Here is a 17188-nt window from a genome sequence, read left to right as displayed (position 1 = left end):
ATTTTTAATTATCTGTCTTTTGGATCCAGCGCATCGCGCAGACCGTCACCAACGTAGTTGAAGCAGAATAGAGTCACAACCATGAACGCTGCTGGGAATGCCAGCTGCCAGATTGCTACTTCCATTGTTTGTGAGCCTTCTTGTAGAAGTGCGCCCCAACTTGTCATTGGTTCCTGTACACCAAGACCAAGGAATGAAAGGAATGATTCCGTTAGAATCATGCTTGGGATAAGTAGTGTTGAGTAAACCGCTACGATACCCAATACGTTTGGAACGATGTGGCGAGTGATGATCTTCCAGTTGCTCACACCACAAACGTGTGCCGCTTCAATAAACTCTTTACTACGCAGGCTTAGCGTTTGACCACGTACGATACGAGCCATATCTAGCCATGCGATAGCGCCGATAGCGACGAAGATAAGAACAATGTTACGACCGAAGAATGTTACCAGTACGATAACTAGGAACATGAACGGTACCGCATATAGGATCTCAAGAATACGCATCATGATACGGTCAACTTTACCGCCAATGAAGCCAGAAGCCGCACCGTAAAGTGTACCAATCACAACCGCAACTAATGCACCTAGAACACCAACCATTAGAGAGATACGACCACCAATCAGCGTACGTACGTAAAGGTCTCGACCTAAGCTGTCTGTACCAAACCAGTGCTCAGCACTCGGACCAACGTGCATTGCATACCAGTCAGTATCATCAAAAGCGTAAGGGGCAATCATCGGTAAGAAGATTACCGCTAGGGTCATCAATGCAAGAATGAACAAGCTCACCATCGCCGCTTTGTTACGCATAAAGCGGATACGGGCGTCTTGCCACAAACTACGGCCTTCAACTTCCAGGTTCTCTGCAAATTTCTCGACCGCTTCAAGATTCTCTTTTTTCGTTAACATAACCATACTTCCCTGTTAGTAGCGAATTTTCGGGTCAATCATTGCTAGCAGAATATCAACGATAGCGTTGAATAGAATGAATAGGAAACCAATCAGAATGGTCACACCCATTACTAGCGAGTAGTCACGGTTGAAGGCAGCGTTGACAAACAGCTTACCGATACCAGGCAGACCAAAAATGGTCTCGATAACAACCGAACCTGTGATGATACCTACAAACGCTGGCCCCATGTATGACACAACAGGAAGCAGAGCTGGTTTTAGTGCGTGTTTCAGGATGATGTAACGGTAACTTAGACCTTTTGCGCGAGCGGTACGAATAAAGTTACTGTTCAATGTTTCGATCATCGAGCCACGAGTGATACGTGCGAAAGTCGCCACGTAGAGCAATGACATACCGATCACAGGTAGCACAATGTATTGCCACCCTCCGTCATGCCAACCACCCGCGGGGAATAAATTCCAATGGAGAGAGAACAAGTAAATCAGAGCAGGAGCCAATACGAAGGACGGCATAACTACCCCGAGCATCGCCGTTGACATTATGGCGTAGTCCACCCAAGTATTCTGCTTGAGTGCGGCTATGGTTCCAACCGTCACCCCCAAAATTACAGTGAAGATAAAGGCGATAAAACCAACCTTCGCTGATACTGGTAATGCAACAGAGATTAGCTCATTTACTGTGTAATCTAAGTATTTGAATGAAGGACCAAAATCACCTTGGATAACGTTGGTCAAATATGTGGTGTATTGCTCAAATACAGGCTTATCTAGACCGTATTTAGCTTCAATGTTCGCCATAACTTCTGGCGGTAATGGGCGCTCGCTCGAGAATGGGTTACCCGGTGCGAAACGCATGAGAAAGAAAGATACGGTGATCAAAACCAACATGGTTGGGATCGCCTCAAATATCCTTTTTGCGATGAATTTAAGCATAAACTCACTCTTTCAGTCTGTGACAGTTAAAATGTAAATGATAGGCTGCACACGCTCCTTCAATGGTGCGTGTGAGCCTTATTCTTATAGTTTTGAAGTGACTTTAATTAGTCAGCTTTGATGTAAAGATCTTTGGTGTAGATCTTTTCTTCCGCGTTGTTTGCAGGGAAACCACCAACGTGCGGATTTAATAGACGAGAACGAACATACTGGTAGATAGGCGCAATTGGCATATCTTTCGCCATCAGTTGCTCAGCTTCTAGGTAAATTTTGGTACGCTCTTCTTCAGAAATCGATTTGATCGCTTTATCAATCAGAGCATCGTACTCTTTATTACCCCAGTGCTGACCACCAGTTGTGTTCGAGCTAACCATTAGGGTTAGGAATGAAGATGCTTCGTTGTAGTCACCACACCAACCGGCGCGTGCCACTTCGAAATCACCTTGGTCTTTAGTCGATAGGTAAGTTTTCCACTCTTGGTTTTCTAGCGTTACGTCTAGACCTAGAGTTTTCTTCCACATAGAACCTAGTGCTACTGCTAGTTTCTTGTGGTTCTCATCCGTGTTGTATAGAAGAGAGAATTTAAGTGGGTTGTCTTTACCGTAACCCGCTTCAGCCAATAGGCGTGCCGCTTCTGCATTACGCTCTTTTTGCGTCATCTTGCCGTAAGCTGGTAGCTCAGGGTTGAAATGCGCTGTAATTTCAGGCGTTAGGAAGTAAGCAGGCTTCTGACCTTGACCAAGAATTGCGTTTGCTACGATGTTACGGTCGATAGCGTAAGAAATCGCTTTACGAACGCGAACGTCGTTGAATGGTTCTTTCTTAGTATTGAATGAGTAGTAGTAAGTACACAGGCTACCTTCAACCGATACTGATTCTGGGTGCTCTTTTTTCAGACGTTTAAAGTGCTCTGTCGGCAGTTTAGACGTGAAATCAATTTCACCAGATAGGAAACGGTTCATTTCAGCAACACCGTTCTCAATTGGAAGGTACGTTACTTTGTTGATAACCGTTTTGTCGTTATCCCAGTATTCGTTGTTACGAACAAGCTCTAGACGCTCATTCACAACCCAGTTGTTTACGACATAAGCGCCGTTACCTACGAAGTTTTCTGGTTTCGTCCACTGATCACCAAACTTCTCAACTGTCGCTTTATGTACTGGTTTCATTGTTGTGTGACCAGCCATCATTACAAAGTAAGGAACGGCGGTATCTAGCTCAACCACTAGCGTGTGGTCGTCAGTCGCTTTAACACCGAGCTCGCTCTTGTCTTTTTTGCCCGCAACGATGTCTTTTGCATTCTTCATCTTGGTGTATTCCATGTACCAAGAATATGGTGAAGCCGTCGCAGGATCGACCGCACGCTGCCAGCTGTATACAAAATCTTGCGCTGTTACAGGATCGCCGTTAGACCATTTTGCGTCTTTACGTAGATGGAAGGTGAAAGTTTTGTTGTCTGAGGTTTCCCAGCTCTCAGCTACACCAGGGATAGTGTCGCCGTCTGCATTTTGGTTCACTAAGCCTTCAAGAAGATCACGAATCACATGCGACTCTGGAACCCCTTGAGATTTGTGCGGGTCGATTGTTGCAACTTCAGTACCGTTACCACGAACGAGTTCTTGTTTATCTGCTAGTTTAGTGCCTGCTGGAACGTCAGCAGCGAAAGCGGTAGAAGAAGAGGCAGCCACTGCCAGACCAGCACCTAGAAGAAGGGCTTTGGTGATTTTGTTCTTATACATGCGTAAAACTCCAAGTTTTTCATTAGCATCCATGACTTCTCTGCAAGGGACTGGAACGGTCAGAATTTTAGAATTTTTTAGTACACTTTCTGAGCACAAAACACTAAAACCTTACAAAGACTGCGGCACACATTAGCAATCATTGAAGTAATTTGCCATAAAAATGTAGCAAAAAAACTAATAATTCTGTAATTAGTGCTCATATTTAGCAATAAATACTACATAGTTTGTATTGGGTAGATAAATGCAGATTTGCGAGTTCATTTGGCAGGCAAAACTGTCGATAAATCTAAATTCAAACTCTTTGGTAGCATCTTATGCTAGATATATGTATAAAAATTAACATTTGTGACACATTGAGTCTAATTAATAATTGCATATATCTTGTTCGATATTTTTTATTGTGAACAAGGTCACCGAGAGGTGAAAGGAAGGAAAGGTGATGAATTTATCAGCAGGTCAAAGTAGGAAGTAAACTCCGTTTTTATCGTAAAAAAGAAAAAGCCAGATGAGATGAACATCTGGCTTTACTAGATTTGGTCGCAGAATAAAAAACGGTTCTACTTTTCCCAACGCTGCGCAGCTTGATGGTCAGTATCTCGTGACTCAATCCAGCGGTTATCGCTCGTTGTACGTTCTTTTTTCCAGAATGGCGCTTTAGTCTTTAGGTAATCCATAATGAATTCACAAGCATCAAATGCCGCACCTCGATGAGCGCTTGAGACTCCTACGAACACAATTTGATCGCCGGTATCAAGGTCACCAACACGATGTATCACGCGGACCCCAAGTAATGGCCAACGTGACTCCGCCTCATTACAGATATCGATCAGGCTTTTTTCTGTCATTCCAGGATAATGCTCTAAGTGCAGACCGATCACATTATCACCAAGATTCATATCACGAACCTTACCGATAAACGTAACAACGGCTCCAGACGCAGTGCCTTCCGACAAGCGCTGATACTCTTGATCAACAGAAAAGTCTTCAGCCTGTACAGAAACACGAGGATCCATCTTAACCTCCTGTCACTGGAGGGAAGAAAGCAACTTCATCACCCTCTTTCACTTCAGTATCCAGTGGGACAATAGATTGGTTTACTGCAGCGAGCAATTTACCAGGCTCAAGGGCGAGATCCCACTTACCTTCTGTACCTTCACCAATTTCAACCAAGTGAGCACGAATCGCTTCAACATTGTTGAATTGATCATCGAGCTCAAGCGCATCGATACCAACCAGTTCACGCGTTTGAGCAAAGAAAAGAACTTTAATCATTATTCCGCCTTGAAGTGACCAGATTTACCACCCGTCTTCTCTAGAAGACGAACTTGACCAATAACCATGTCTTTTTGTACCGCTTTACACATATCGTAAATCGTCAATGCAGCTACAGAAGCTGCCGTTAGCGCTTCCATTTCAACACCAGTTTTACCTGCTAGCTTGCAAACGGATTCAATGCGTACCATGCTCTCAGCTTCAATTGCTTCAAGTTGTACTTCTACTTTCGAAAGCAATAGAGGATGGCAAAGTGGAATTAGGTCCCACGTTTTTTTTGCCGCTTGAATACCAGCGATGCGTGCGGTTGCAAACACATCACCTTTATGATGTTGGCCAGAAACAATCAATTGCAGAGTTTCAGGTGCCATGTGAACGAATGCTTCTGCACGCGCCTCACGAACCGTTTCCGCTTTCGCTGATACATCGACCATGTTCGCTTCGCCAGACGCATTGATATGTGTAAATTGGGTCATGGTTTTTCCTTCGCTTTTAGGAAAGGTTATACAGATAGGTGTGGCATAAAGTTGCAAGGACGATGACTTGCATCTAGTTGTTGCTTGATGATCTTCGTCCACCCTGTGCGGCACGCACCTGTAGAGCCAGGCATTGCAAAGATAACAGTGTGGTTAGCGAAACCAGCAATCGCACGAGATTGAATGGTTGAAGTACCAATTTCTTCATAAGAAACCAAACGGAATAGCTCACCAAAGCCTTCTACTTCTTTATCGAATAGAGGCTTAAGCGCTTCTGGAGTGCTGTCACGTGAAGTGAAACCAGTACCACCAGTGATCATGATTGCTTGTACGTTTTCATCCGCAATCCACTGGGAAACGATCGCACGGATCTTGTACATATCGTCAATTACGATTTGCTTATCAACGACGTTATGACCTGCTTCCTTCGCGTGTTCAACTAGGTAACCACCAGAGGTGTCGTTTTCTTCAGTACGAGTGTCAGATACCGTTAGAACGGCAATGTTTGCAGGTTGAAATTTGCTTTCAGCGTGACCCATTTGTTCACCTATTCTTTAATTTGCTTTTTGATACGCAAGGTATCGATTCTGGAAAAATCATCAGAAGCCACGTCTGCTCCTGATGTGAAATCTGATTGGAGTTAACCGCCGATAGACGCAAGATGCGGCGTCATACCAGTGTTGCCATCGTGCAAGAAGTGACTTACGGATTTCGTTTGCAACTGTGCCTGAATACGTTCAATCAATTCGCTTTCTTGCTCGTCGCGCTCTAACAGGTCACGTAACTCCACGCCATGTTCACCGAACAGACAAAGATGCAGTTTACCCATAGCCGAGACACGAAGTCGGTTACAGCTCTCACAGAAGTCTTTTTCATAAGGCATGATAAGACCAATTTCACCCTTGTAATCAGGATGAACGAAAACCTGAGCAGGTCCATCATTATGAGAACGGACTTTCAGTAACCAACCGTTGGCGATTAATTGATTTCGGATCGCAACACCAGAGACATGGTGCTTAGCAAACAACTCATCCATTTCTCCTGTTTGCATTAACTCAATAAAACGCAATTGGATTGGACGGTCTTTAATCCAGTTAAGAAAAGCAGGCAACTCACTGTGGTTGAGGTCTTTCATCAGCACCACGTTAACTTTGACTTGCTCATAACCCACTTCAAATGCGCGCTCGATACCATTCATCACCTCAGTGAACTTATTTTCACCAGTAATTTGATGGAACATGCGGGGGTCAAGGCTATCCACACTAACATTAATATTAGTCAGCCCAGCTTCACGCCAATCAGCAACCTGTTTCGCCATGCGGTAGCCATTAGTCGTTGTAGCGACTTTTTTGATGCCAGGCGTCGCTGCGACAGAGTGGATAATGTCAGTAAAGTCTTTGCGTAAACTCGGCTCACCACCTGTGATGCGGACCTTTGAGGTACCACAATCTGCAAACGCTCTTACGACACGCTTGATCTCAGGGAGAGATAAAAAAGACGAGTTTTTATTGCCCGATGGCTTGTAGCCGTCAGGAAGGCAATAGGTACATTTGAAATTACATACGTCAGTCACAGACAGACGCAAGTAATAGAACTTACGATGAAATTTGTCTTCGAATTGTTGCGCCACGGAACACCTTTCCAAACACGGGAGGCATAATCATTTCCAATTATGCCCTTGTGACAGAATGTCACTGGCTCAAAACGCCTATCCTTAGACTTAGCATAGTGAGCTCGGAGTTATGGCAACCAGAGGAGGTAAACCCCTGATAGCTTTGCCGTGTAAAATACTTAATATTTGTAATGGAATCCAGACTTGAGTGATAAAAAACTCTCTAGAAACACAATTTACCGCTTAGTGAGTACCCCTTTGGCACTCATTAAGTTAAATTGTAGTCGTTTTTTACAAGATTATTAGAAGAACGTAATGAATATCTACACCGATAAGAAAGTGGTCGCAGTTGGTGGTGGTCACGGTTTAGGCCGTATGTTGGCAGCATTAAAAGATTTTGGCAGCAATGCAACTGGCATTGTTGCAACAACCGACAATGGCGGTTCAACCGGTCGTATTCGCCATTGCCAAGGTGGTATTGCATGGGGTGATACGCGTAACTGTATCAACCAGTTGATCACTGAACCATCAATCAGTTCCATGATGTTCGAATATCGCTTCAAAGGTACTGGCGAACTCGACGGACACAACCTAGGTAACCTAATGCTGACCGCTCTGGATAACCTATCAGTACGCCCATTAGAAGCGATTAACCTTATTCGCAATATGTTGAAAGTCGACGTCAACATTCTTCCTATGTCTGAGCACCCTTCCGATCTCACCGCATTATCGGTCGATGGGCAATGGGTTACGGGCGAAACCAACGTCGATGAGATGGATACCGATTTGCGTCGTCTCGATCTATCACCAGAAGTTCCCGCAACCAAAGAAGCTGTGACAGCACTTGCTGAAGCTGACGCCATCATTCTTGGTCCCGGAAGTTTCTTAACAAGCATTATGCCGCCACTGCTCCTACCTGAATTGGGTAAAGCTATTGCCGCAAATCAAACTGCAAAAGTGATTTTTGTCGCCAACTTGAGTCCAGAGTATGGTCCTGCTGGGCGTATGACAATGAAGCAAAAACTCGAATGGTGCGAGCGTGCTTGCCAAGGAAGAAAGATTGATGTCGTATTGGCAGAAGAAACAGAGCCAGAGGTGCTTGAGAACTGGAATGTGGTCACCGAGTCGTTAGCTTCTACTAATCGCGATTGGCGTCATGATCGAGACAAGCTCAAACTTGCGATTGAAAACCAGTTGCCGTCGAACTAGAAAGTTCGCATCGAGAAAACGACTCCAGCTAGAGCAATGTGATCGAATAAAAAACCCTTCCACACCGGAAGGGCTTTATGTTTTAGTGCTCATTGAATAGCGTCAACAAAGCGCTAGTTTGTCCAAGAGCGATAGGCATCGCGTGTGACATCAAGCAAAGCGAGCATTTCTGTGGCATCCTCACCCTGCTCGGCTAACTGATTCGACTTCGCTTTTCGGTCGATCGCAATAGCCAAATCACACAGTCGATCTGCACCAAAGCTTGCGGCACTGCTTTTGAGTGCGTGGCTGATCTCTTTCAAATAGATCAATTGCTCATTGCCTTTAAGATCAGATAATCGGGTTATATAGGTGTCCATTTCCCCTAAAAAAATATCAAGCAAAACGGGCACATTATCACTGCCTATCTCAGCAGACAGCTCTTCAATCTTTTGCTGATTTAATACGTTCATACTCATACGTTTTGTTTTTCGTCCCTGCTATTCCAAGCTTGCAACTTGCGATAAATCGTCGATGGGCTGACATCTAAGTAGCCCGCAGCGCGTGGAATATTGCCATCACACGCTTGAATCGCCTGCTCGATGGCCATTTTCTCAGTCATCCAAAGCGGCATAATGTCTGACACCGTCAAAATGTCAGGTTCAATAAATTTTGATGCCGATTGACGAACCACTGGCTGGTTCAACGGCGGTGGCAGCATGTCTAACGTAATCTCTTTGCCGTTGTTCAATACCACAATGTTGCGCAGTACGTTTTGCAACTGACGAACGTTACCCGGCCATTCATAACTATTGAACCTATCAATCACCTCTTGCGAGAAGCGGATGAAGCTTTTGCCTTCTTCGTGAGACATATAACCAAGCAACGAATAAGCAATCTCAATTACATCTTCGCCACGCTCACGCAGCGGTGGAAGGTGCAATGGGATCACGTACAAACGATAATACAAGTCTTCACGAAAACGCCCTTCTTGCACTTCCTTCCAAGGGTCGCGGTTCGTTGCGCAAACAAAACGTACGTCCACACTCTTCATCTTCGAAGAACCGACTTTTTGGAACGTCCCCGTTTGAATGAATCTTAGTAACTTTGTCTGGAGGTCTAGGTCCATCTCACAAAGCTCATCAAGAAACAAAGTGCCACCGTCAGCAAGCTCAGCCGCACCTTGTCGGTCATTTGCCGCGCCAGTAAATGCACCTTTTACGTGACCAAATAGCTCGCTCTCAATCAGATCTTTAGGGATGGCAGCACAGTTAATGGCGATAAACGGCTTATCACCACGTTTGCTTGCTGCGTGAATTGCCTCGGCACACACCTCTTTACCAGTACCACTTTCACCCGTGATGAAAATACTTGCTTTACTGCTCGCCGCCGAGTCAATAGTGCGGTAAACCTGCTGCATGGTTTGGCTACTGCCGATAAAGCCTTGGTAATTTTGGTTGCCCGGATTATCCGCTTCATTTTTAAGCTTGGTAGCTTTACGGATCGCATTATTTACCGTGACGCGTAAACGGTCAGCTTCACATGGTTTAATTAAGAAATCTTGAGAACCATGACGCATTGCTTCTACCGCAGTATCGATAGAGCCATGGGCAGTCATAAAGATAATTGGCACGTCTGGGTGACTTTTCTTCACTGCGTGCAATACATCCATCCCCGTCATATCAGGTAGACGAAGATCGAGCAGAATAAGATCAGGAATACGGTGGTTCAGACTTTCGATTGCGTCTCTGCCTGTACCAACAATATTGATATCGATGCCGAGTGGCGTTAGGTAAGAACGGTACAATGCCGCGACAGATGCGGTGTCTTCTACCATTAGTAGATAACGAGACTTTTGACCTTCTGTTATTTGTTGCATAGCCTAGCCGATTTTTTGTTGTGTTTTAAATAATAATCGCATTACGCTTTGCATTTTGCAAATAATCATTCGTAAGATTGTGGGTATTCTAAATAAACTAAACCGAATATCAACAGGTTAAATTATGGCACAAACCATGCTCTTAAACTAATGACCCCTCGGGTCACCTAGCCAACTGACGTTGTTAGTGAACGATATGTTCACAAAACGAGCCAATAGATCCGACTGCCTATTGGCTTCTTTTTTGTCTGTTGAGTATGGGGGAAGAAAGTGCCCAAGCGATTTATGTAAACACAAACACTTGGGCATGGAATGAAGCAATCAATCAACTGTTAGCGATGAACTGCTCGCGTAACTTCTCAATCTCGTCACGCTTTTGCGCTGCTAATTCAAATTCCAGATCTTGAGCATGTTGGTACATCGCCGCTTCTAGACGACTGATCTCTTTCTCCAACTGCTGTGGAGACATAATTTCGTAGGTTTGCGAAGGCTCTGCCACTTTCGATAACGGAACTTGCTTAGTGTTCCGTTGACGTTTGGACTTAGTGATATCCCCCAGCTCCATAATGTCTTTGATATTGCGCTTCAAGGCTTGAGGCTCAATGCCCATCTCTGCGTTATATGCCTTTTGCTTCTCACGGCGACGATCCGTTTCGTCCATTGCTTTCTTCATCGATTTAGTGATCGAATCTGCGTAAAGAATCGCTTTACCTTTGATGTTACGAGCTGCACGCCCAATGGTCTGAATCAATGAACGCTCTGAACGCAAGAAACCTTCTTTATCTGCATCCAAGATCGCCACCAGCGATACTTCGGGCATATCGAGACCTTCTCGCAACAAGTTGATCCCTACCAACACGTCGAACTCACCTAAACGAAGGTCGCGAATAATTTCTACACGCTCAACGGTGTCGATATCTGAGTGAAGGTATCGAACTTTCACATCGTGCTCGTGAAGGTATTCGGTCAAGTCTTCTGCCATACGCTTGGTTAACGTTGTCACCAGAACACGCTCATCTTTCGCCGCTCGAATGCGAATTTCAGACAACAAGTCATCAACTTGAGTCGATACCGGACGTACTTCCAATTCCGGATCGAGCAGACCCGTTGGGCGTACAACCTGATCAGCAATCTCATCGGCTGATTTTTCCAGCTCGTAGTTACCTGGTGTCGCTGATACAAATATCGTCTGTGGAGAAATCGCCTCAAATTCTTCAAACTTCATCGGACGGTTATCCAATGCTGAAGGTAAACGGAAGCCAAACTCCACCAACGTCTCTTTACGCGAACGGTCACCTTTATACATCGCACCAATTTGTGGAACCGTAACGTGCGATTCATCGATGATCAGTAAACCATCATGAGGTAAGTAATCGAATAGTGTTGGGGGCGGCTCACCCTCCGCTCGACCACTTAAGTAACGGGAGTAGTTTTCGATACCTGAACAGAAGCCTAGCTCGTTCATCATCTCAATATCGAACTGAGTTCGTTGGCTGATGCGTTGCTCTTCTAGAAGCTTGTTGTTATCTAGCAACTGCTTCTTGCGAACTTCAAGCTCATCTTTGATGCTTTCAATCGCATCAAGGATACGCTCACGCGGAGTCACATAGTGAGTCTTTGGATAGATGGTATAACGTGGTAAGTCACGCTGTTTCACCACTCCAGTCAGAGGGTCGAATACGCTAATGCAATCCACTTCATCATCAAACATTTCGACACGGACCGCATCTTGGTCTGATTCTGCCGGAAAGATATCAATCACTTCACCACGAACGCGGAACTGACCACGTTCGAATGCAACGTCATTGCGAGAATATTGCAACTCTGCAAGACGGCGCAGCATATCACGCTGATCAATCACATCTCCACGACGCAGGTGCAACATCATTTGCAGATACGATTCCGGATCACCCAAACCATAAATAGCCGATACCGACGCTACGATGATCGCATCTTTGCGTTCTAGTAAGGCTTTAGTGGCCGATAAACGCATTTGCTCAATATGAGCGTTAACTGAAGCATCCTTTTCAATAAAGGTGTCCGTCGTTGGAACGTATGCTTCGGGTTGGTAGTAATCATAGTAAGAGACGAAGTACTCTACGGCATTATTTGGGAAGAAGGCTTTCATCTCACCATACAGCTGAGCTGCCAGCGTTTTGTTGGGTGCAAGGAGGATGGCAGGACGCTGCGCTTGCGCAATCACATTTGCCAACGTGAATGTTTTACCTGAGCCAGTTACACCCAATAGCGTCTGATGAGCAAGACCTGCGTCTAACCCTTCCAATAACTGTTTGATAGCGGTTGGCTGATCACCAGATGGTTGATACTCAGAGACCAGTTCATAAACTTTACTCATACCCTTCCTCAAATTTACTGCACTTTGGCTGTATATATATACACCTTATTAGATGAAATCTACGTCTATTTTAGATTTATAGCTCATTGTTACTAATTTTTGTGCTTTCTCTATTTTGATCTAGCCTTAGTCTGGTGACTCTGTTATAGTCTTTCGCCCTACTTGGTGATACTCCCCAAATCATCACAATTTAATTTCCACAACTTTTCCCCAGAAAGACCTAATATTATCCTTTATCCCCAAAAGGCTAAATTTTATCCACTTTAACTAATTCTGCGTCAATCTAAATAAATCACTGTTTTATTTGCTTATTCAGTGCCTATTTCTGCTTAAAAATTCAAAACAAAACAACACTGTTGCATATAAAAGTTCTTTACTCAGATCTCATCAACATAGTTATCCACAAATTTGGTGGATAAGTAACTCCAGCCCTTTACTGGCAAGGATTACAAGAAAGTAAAGATAAAATTCCATTATTTTTTACTAGAAATGTGTTTTTTAGGTGTTGACAGAAATATAGGTGCTCGGTAAGATTCGACCCGCTTTCAAGCAAAGCAATTCCTCCTTAGCTCAGTCGGTAGAGCGACGGACTGTTAATCCGCAGGTCGCTGGTTCGAATCCAGCAGGAGGAGCCAAATTCCCGACAAAGCCGTGTCCAAAGACGCGGCTTTTTCGTATCTGCTCCTCTAGAATCTCAGCACAAATAAGCTTAGTAAATACAGTTACACAATCTCTTCATACACACCGCTTCTTCCTAATTCGAATGACGGCAAATCTGCTCATTACTCTGTTTTACTTTTAATTCGCCGATAAATTCACGATACCAAGCATTAAATGTGTGGTTCCAAAAGCAAAAGCCAACCATAAACCTATGATTTAAATATTAATGCATTTTAATCATTTAAAAAATGAAAAGCATTCATTTTACTCATAGATAGTAAGTCCATACGATTGAAAGGGTTAAGAATGGTTCCGTCCTACTCGTCGCCTCCATTCTATTTATCAATAACTTAGGGATTTACTAATGACTATTCCGACGACTGATATGCTTGACGCATGGACTGGATTCGCTGCTGGTGAATGGCAAAATGCTGTCAACACTCGTGACTTCATCCAAAAAAACTACACCCCTTATGAAGGAGACGAGTCCTTCTTAGCTGAGGTAAGTGAATCTACGTCAGCATTGTGGAACCAAGTGCTTGAAGGCATTAAACAAGAAAGCCGCACACACGCGCCTGTTGATTTCGATACCGCTCTGCCATCAACAATTACTTCTCACGATGCGGGTTACATCAACAAAGATTTAGAAAAGATCGTTGGCTTACAAACCGAACAGCCACTCAAACGTGCCATTATCGCCAATGGCGGCATTCGTATGGTGAAAAACTCGTGCGAAGTGTACGGTCGAGAGCTAGACCCAACCGTAGAAAAGATCTTCACCGAATACCGCAAAACTCACAACAAAGCGTGTTTCGATCTGTACACCAAAGAGATCCTAGCGTGTCGTAAATCAGGCATCATTACTGGTCTTCCAGATGCTTATGGTCGTGGACGTATCATCGGTGATTACCGACGTATCGCCCTTTACGGTATCGAATTCTTAAAAGCAGATAAAAAAGAGCAATACAACTCAACACAAACTTTCCTAGAGCGTGGCAGTGATCTTGAAAAGACACTTCGCCTGCGTGAAGAGATTGCCGATCAAGTTCAAGCACTTGAAGACATTCGTCAAATGGGTCTGAAATACGGCATTGATATGTCGCTACCCGCAAAAACAGCACAAGAAGCGATTCAATTTACCTACTTTGGCTACCTAGCGGCGGTTAAATCACAAAATGGCGCTGCAATGTCATTGGGTCGAACATCAACCTTCTTAGACGTTTATCTAGAACGCGATATCGCAAATGGTTTGATTGATGAATCACAAGCGCAAGAGATGATCGACCACTTCATCATGAAATTGCGCATGGTTCGCTTCCTGCGTACACCAGAATACGATTCACTGTTTTCTGGTGACCCAATCTGGGCAACAGAAGCCATGGCTGGGATGGGGGTAGATGGTCGCACGCTCGTAACTAAAACGACATTCCGCTACTTACATACATTGCATACTATGGGACCAGCACCAGAGCCAAACATGACGATCCTGTGGTCAGAGCAATTACCAGAGACGTTTAAGCAATACGCAGCAAAAGTGTCAATTGATACGTCTTCCGTTCAGTACGAAAACGACGATCTGATGCGCCCAGATTTCAATAACGACGATTACGCGATAGCTTGTTGTGTGAGTCCACAGATTGTTGGTCAACACATGCAGTTCTTTGGCGCACGAGCCAACCTTGCAAAAGCGCTGCTATACACAATCAACGGCGGCATAGACGAGAAATCTAAAGCGCAAGTAGGTCCATCTGTAGAAAAAGTTCAAGATGAAATTCTCGACTTTGACGCACTAATGCCGCGCTTCGATAACATGTTGGAATGGTTAGCGACTCAATATGTCACTGCGTTGAACATCATCCATTACTCGCATGACCGTTACAGCTACGAAGCGTCATTAATGGCACTGATGGATCGTGACGTACATCGAACCATGGCGTGTGGTATTGCGGGTCTATCTGTGGTGGCAGACTCTTTAGCTGCAATCAAATTCGCAACAGTGAAACCGATTCGCGACGAGAATGGCATCGCCGTTGATTTTGAAATCGAAGGTGACTACCCGAAATTCGGTAACAATGATCCACGCGTTGATGACATCGCTTGTGATCTAGTAGAGCGCTTCATGAAAAAAATTCAGAAGATGCACACTTATCGTGAAGCTGTGCCAACTCAGTCGATCCTAACCATCACATCTAACGTGGTTTACGGCAAAAAAACGGGTAACACGCCAGATGGTCGCCGCGCAGGTATGCCGTTTGGTCCAGGTGCAAACCCAATGCATGGTCGTGATGAAAAAGGAGCGGTTGCTTCGTTAGCTTCGGTTTCCAAACTGCCGTTTGCTTACGCGAAAGATGGCATTTCTTACACCTTCTCAATTGTACCCAACGCATTAGGTAAAGATGAGTCAAGCCAGAAGAAGAACCTTGCAGCACTAATGGATGGGTACTTCCATCATGAAGCAAGCAATGAGGCTATTGCGATTGAAGGTGGTCAGCATCTCAATGTTAATGTTCTCAACCGAGAGATGCTGTTAGATGCGGTTGAACATCCTGAAAAATACCCTCAATTGACGATTCGAGTGTCTGGTTACGCAGTACGTTTTAACTCGCTAACGAGAGAGCAGCAACAAGACGTTATCAGCCGCACCTTTACAGAAAAACTGTAAGTCAATTTAGAAACGTTAACCTTAGCTCATCCCCCTAGCCCATTAGGGGTATGAGCATTTTTATTTCGTTTTATCCAAGATAATGAAGAGTGGAGCCGCCAGCAAAGCGTGCGTTAAATCAGTGACGAAAATTGCGTTTTCCTTTGTTAACAACCATTCACCAAACTTTTCAATTTCTTATTAATCCATCCACTCACATCACATACACGTATAATTTTCCATCGGGTGCATAAAACCACACCGTTCTTTGGTTGTTATTGGTGTCACAAAACACGATAATATTGGGATCGGATTTTAAGAACGTAATAACTATGACCGAATATATTTTGTTGTTGGTCGGCACTGTGCTGGTGAACAACTTTGTACTGGTGAAGTTTTTGGGCTTGTGTCCTTTTATGGGCGTGTCTAAAAAACTGGAAACAGCAATTGGCATGGGCTTAGCTACAACTTTTGTACTAACGCTCGCGTCTGTGTGTGCATACTTAGTGGAAAGCTATGTTTTACGTCCACTGGGCATCGAATATCTACGAACCATGAGCTTTATTTTGGTGATCGCTGTTGTTGTACAGTTCACCGAAATGGTCGTGCACAAAACCAGCCCGACGCTTTATCGTCTGTTGGGTATCTTCCTACCATTGATTACAACGAACTGTGCTGTTTTGGGTGTTGCCCTGCTTAACATCAATGAAAACCACAACTTCATTGAATCGATCATTTACGGTTTTGGTGCGGCAGTTGGCTTCTCTTTGGTATTGATCCTATTTGCGTCAATGCGTGAACGTATTGCTGCAGCTGACGTACCTGTACCGTTTAAAGGTGCTTCGATTGCAATGATCACCGCAGGTCTTATGTCTCTTGCCTTCATGGGCTTTACTGGTTTGGTGAAGTAGACAATGAGTACTATTTTAATTGCGATCATTGCCCTTGCAGCGCTTGCCGCTGTATTTGGGGCCATACTCGGTTTTGCGTCGATTCGCTTCAAAGTAGAAGCCGACCCGATCGTCGATCAAATCGATTCTATTCTTCCTCAAACTCAGTGCGGTCAGTGTGGCTACCCAGGTTGTCGTCCATACGCAGAAGCGATTGCTAACGGCGATCAAATCAACAAGTGTCCCCCAGGTGGTCAAGCGACCATTGAAAAACTGGCGGATTTGATGGGTGTCGAAGCGGAAGAGTCGGCACACGATCTCGACAACAAAGTCAAAACCGTTGCTTTCATCCATGAAGACATGTGTATCGGTTGTACCAAGTGTATTCAAGCGTGTCCTGTCGATGCGATTGTTGGTGGTACTAAAGCCCTTCATACCGTTATCAAAGACGAGTGTACCGGTTGTGACTTGTGCGTTGCTCCTTGTCCAACTGACTGTATTGAAATGATTCCTGTGGAAACTACCACAGAGAGCTGGAAGTGGAAGCTTAACGCTATTCCAGTAGTTAACATTACGGATGCTGCCAGTGCAGCGAACGTGACTGATTCAATTAAATAAGGTTTCG

The 17188-nt window shown here is 44.5% G+C and carries 15 protein-coding genes, 1 tRNA gene and 1 riboswitch; of the genes, 5 read left to right on the top strand and 11 right to left on the bottom strand.

Going from position 1 to position 17188, the window contains the following annotated elements; all coding sequences use genetic code 11:
* Positions 1-8: 8 nt before the first annotated feature.
* From oppC to moaA, 8 genes are all read right to left on the bottom strand, one after another.
* A complete protein-coding gene (gene oppC, locus OH459_RS17145) occupies positions 9-911 on the bottom strand; it encodes an oligopeptide ABC transporter permease OppC (RefSeq protein WP_005444726.1) in 903 nt (300 codons plus the stop codon).
* A gap of 15 nt (positions 912-926) precedes the next feature.
* Positions 927-1847: an oligopeptide ABC transporter permease OppB gene (gene oppB / locus OH459_RS17140; RefSeq protein WP_005444724.1), complete on the bottom strand. Its 921-nt coding sequence runs from the start codon at positions 1845-1847 to the stop codon at positions 927-929.
* A 107-nt stretch (positions 1848-1954) separates the two neighbouring features.
* Positions 1955-3586: an ABC transporter substrate-binding protein gene (locus tag OH459_RS17135; RefSeq protein ID WP_269987806.1), complete on the bottom strand. Its 1632-nt coding sequence runs from the start codon at positions 3584-3586 to the stop codon at positions 1955-1957.
* Between the two features lie 560 nt (positions 3587-4146).
* Positions 4147-4602 carry a molybdopterin synthase catalytic subunit MoaE gene (gene moaE, locus OH459_RS17130; RefSeq protein ID WP_009702831.1) on the bottom strand — a complete coding sequence of 152 codons (456 nt, stop codon included), beginning with the start codon at positions 4600-4602 and terminating at the stop codon, positions 4147-4149.
* Between the two features lies 1 nt (position 4603).
* The gene (gene moaD, locus OH459_RS17125) at positions 4604-4861 is read right to left on the bottom strand and encodes a molybdopterin synthase sulfur carrier subunit (RefSeq protein WP_005444716.1); all 258 of its coding nucleotides are present in this window, start codon (positions 4859-4861) and stop codon (positions 4604-4606) included.
* The gene (gene moaC / locus OH459_RS17120; protein ID WP_050908866.1) at positions 4861-5337 is read right to left on the bottom strand and encodes a cyclic pyranopterin monophosphate synthase MoaC; all 477 of its coding nucleotides are present in this window, start codon (positions 5335-5337) and stop codon (positions 4861-4863) included. Before moaC ends, moaD begins: the two co-directional genes overlap by 1 nt.
* 26 nt (positions 5338-5363) lie before the next feature.
* Positions 5364-5876: a molybdenum cofactor biosynthesis protein B gene (gene moaB / locus OH459_RS17115; protein WP_005433210.1), complete on the bottom strand. Its 513-nt coding sequence runs from the start codon at positions 5874-5876 to the stop codon at positions 5364-5366.
* A 101-nt stretch (positions 5877-5977) separates the two neighbouring features.
* Complete coding sequence (gene moaA / locus OH459_RS17110) at positions 5978-6967, bottom strand: GTP 3',8-cyclase MoaA (RefSeq protein WP_269987805.1); 990 nt, start codon at positions 6965-6967, stop codon at positions 5978-5980.
* A riboswitch (molybdenum cofactor riboswitch) is annotated at positions 6956-7089 on the bottom strand. It overlaps the preceding gene by 12 nt.
* A gap of 175 nt (positions 7090-7264) precedes the next feature.
* Here moaA and OH459_RS17105 point away from each other — a divergent pair.
* On the top strand, positions 7265-8158 hold the full coding sequence (locus OH459_RS17105; protein ID WP_005444701.1) for a YvcK family protein: 894 nt from the start codon (positions 7265-7267) through the stop codon (positions 8156-8158).
* A 113-nt stretch (positions 8159-8271) separates the two neighbouring features.
* On the opposite strand, the gene luxU is transcribed toward OH459_RS17105, so the two are convergent.
* The 3 genes from luxU to uvrB all read right to left on the bottom strand — a co-directional run bounded on the left by luxU (position 8272) and on the right by uvrB (position 12372).
* Positions 8272-8616 (bottom strand): quorum-sensing phosphorelay protein LuxU, encoded by a 345-nt coding sequence (gene luxU / locus OH459_RS17100; RefSeq protein WP_005444699.1) that lies wholly within the window; start codon positions 8614-8616, stop codon positions 8272-8274.
* Positions 8613-10016 (bottom strand): quorum-sensing sigma-54 dependent transcriptional regulator LuxO, encoded by a 1404-nt coding sequence (gene luxO, locus OH459_RS17095; protein ID WP_005444697.1) that lies wholly within the window; start codon positions 10014-10016, stop codon positions 8613-8615. The genes luxU and luxO overlap by 4 nt, the downstream gene beginning before the upstream one ends.
* Before the next feature lie 325 nt (positions 10017-10341).
* Positions 10342-12372: an excinuclease ABC subunit UvrB gene (gene uvrB / locus OH459_RS17090; RefSeq protein WP_005444695.1), complete on the bottom strand. Its 2031-nt coding sequence runs from the start codon at positions 12370-12372 to the stop codon at positions 10342-10344.
* Positions 12373-12931: 559 nt separating this feature from the next.
* On the opposite strand from uvrB, the gene OH459_RS17085 reads away from it, so the two are divergent.
* From OH459_RS17085 to rsxB, 4 genes are all read left to right on the top strand, one after another.
* Positions 12932-13007 (top strand) — tRNA-Asn (locus OH459_RS17085).
* 389 nt (positions 13008-13396) lie between these two features.
* Positions 13397-15694 (top strand): formate C-acetyltransferase, encoded by a 2298-nt coding sequence (pflB, locus tag OH459_RS17080; RefSeq protein ID WP_009702726.1) that lies wholly within the window; start codon positions 13397-13399, stop codon positions 15692-15694.
* 311 nt (positions 15695-16005) lie between these two features.
* Entirely contained in the window at positions 16006-16584 is a 579-nt protein-coding gene (gene rsxA, locus OH459_RS17075) for an electron transport complex subunit RsxA (protein ID WP_005425202.1), read from the top strand.
* Between the two features lie 3 nt (positions 16585-16587).
* Entirely contained in the window at positions 16588-17181 is a 594-nt protein-coding gene (gene rsxB / locus OH459_RS17070) for an electron transport complex subunit RsxB (protein ID WP_005444686.1), read from the top strand.
* Positions 17182-17188: the final 7 nt, after the last annotated feature.

Source organism: Vibrio sp. MM46, assembly GCF_027587135.1.
Lineage (GTDB): Bacteria > Pseudomonadota > Gammaproteobacteria > Enterobacterales > Vibrionaceae > Vibrio > Vibrio harveyi.
Note: the sequence above shows the minus strand (reverse complement) of the source record. Positions and strands in the feature narration are given on the sequence as shown.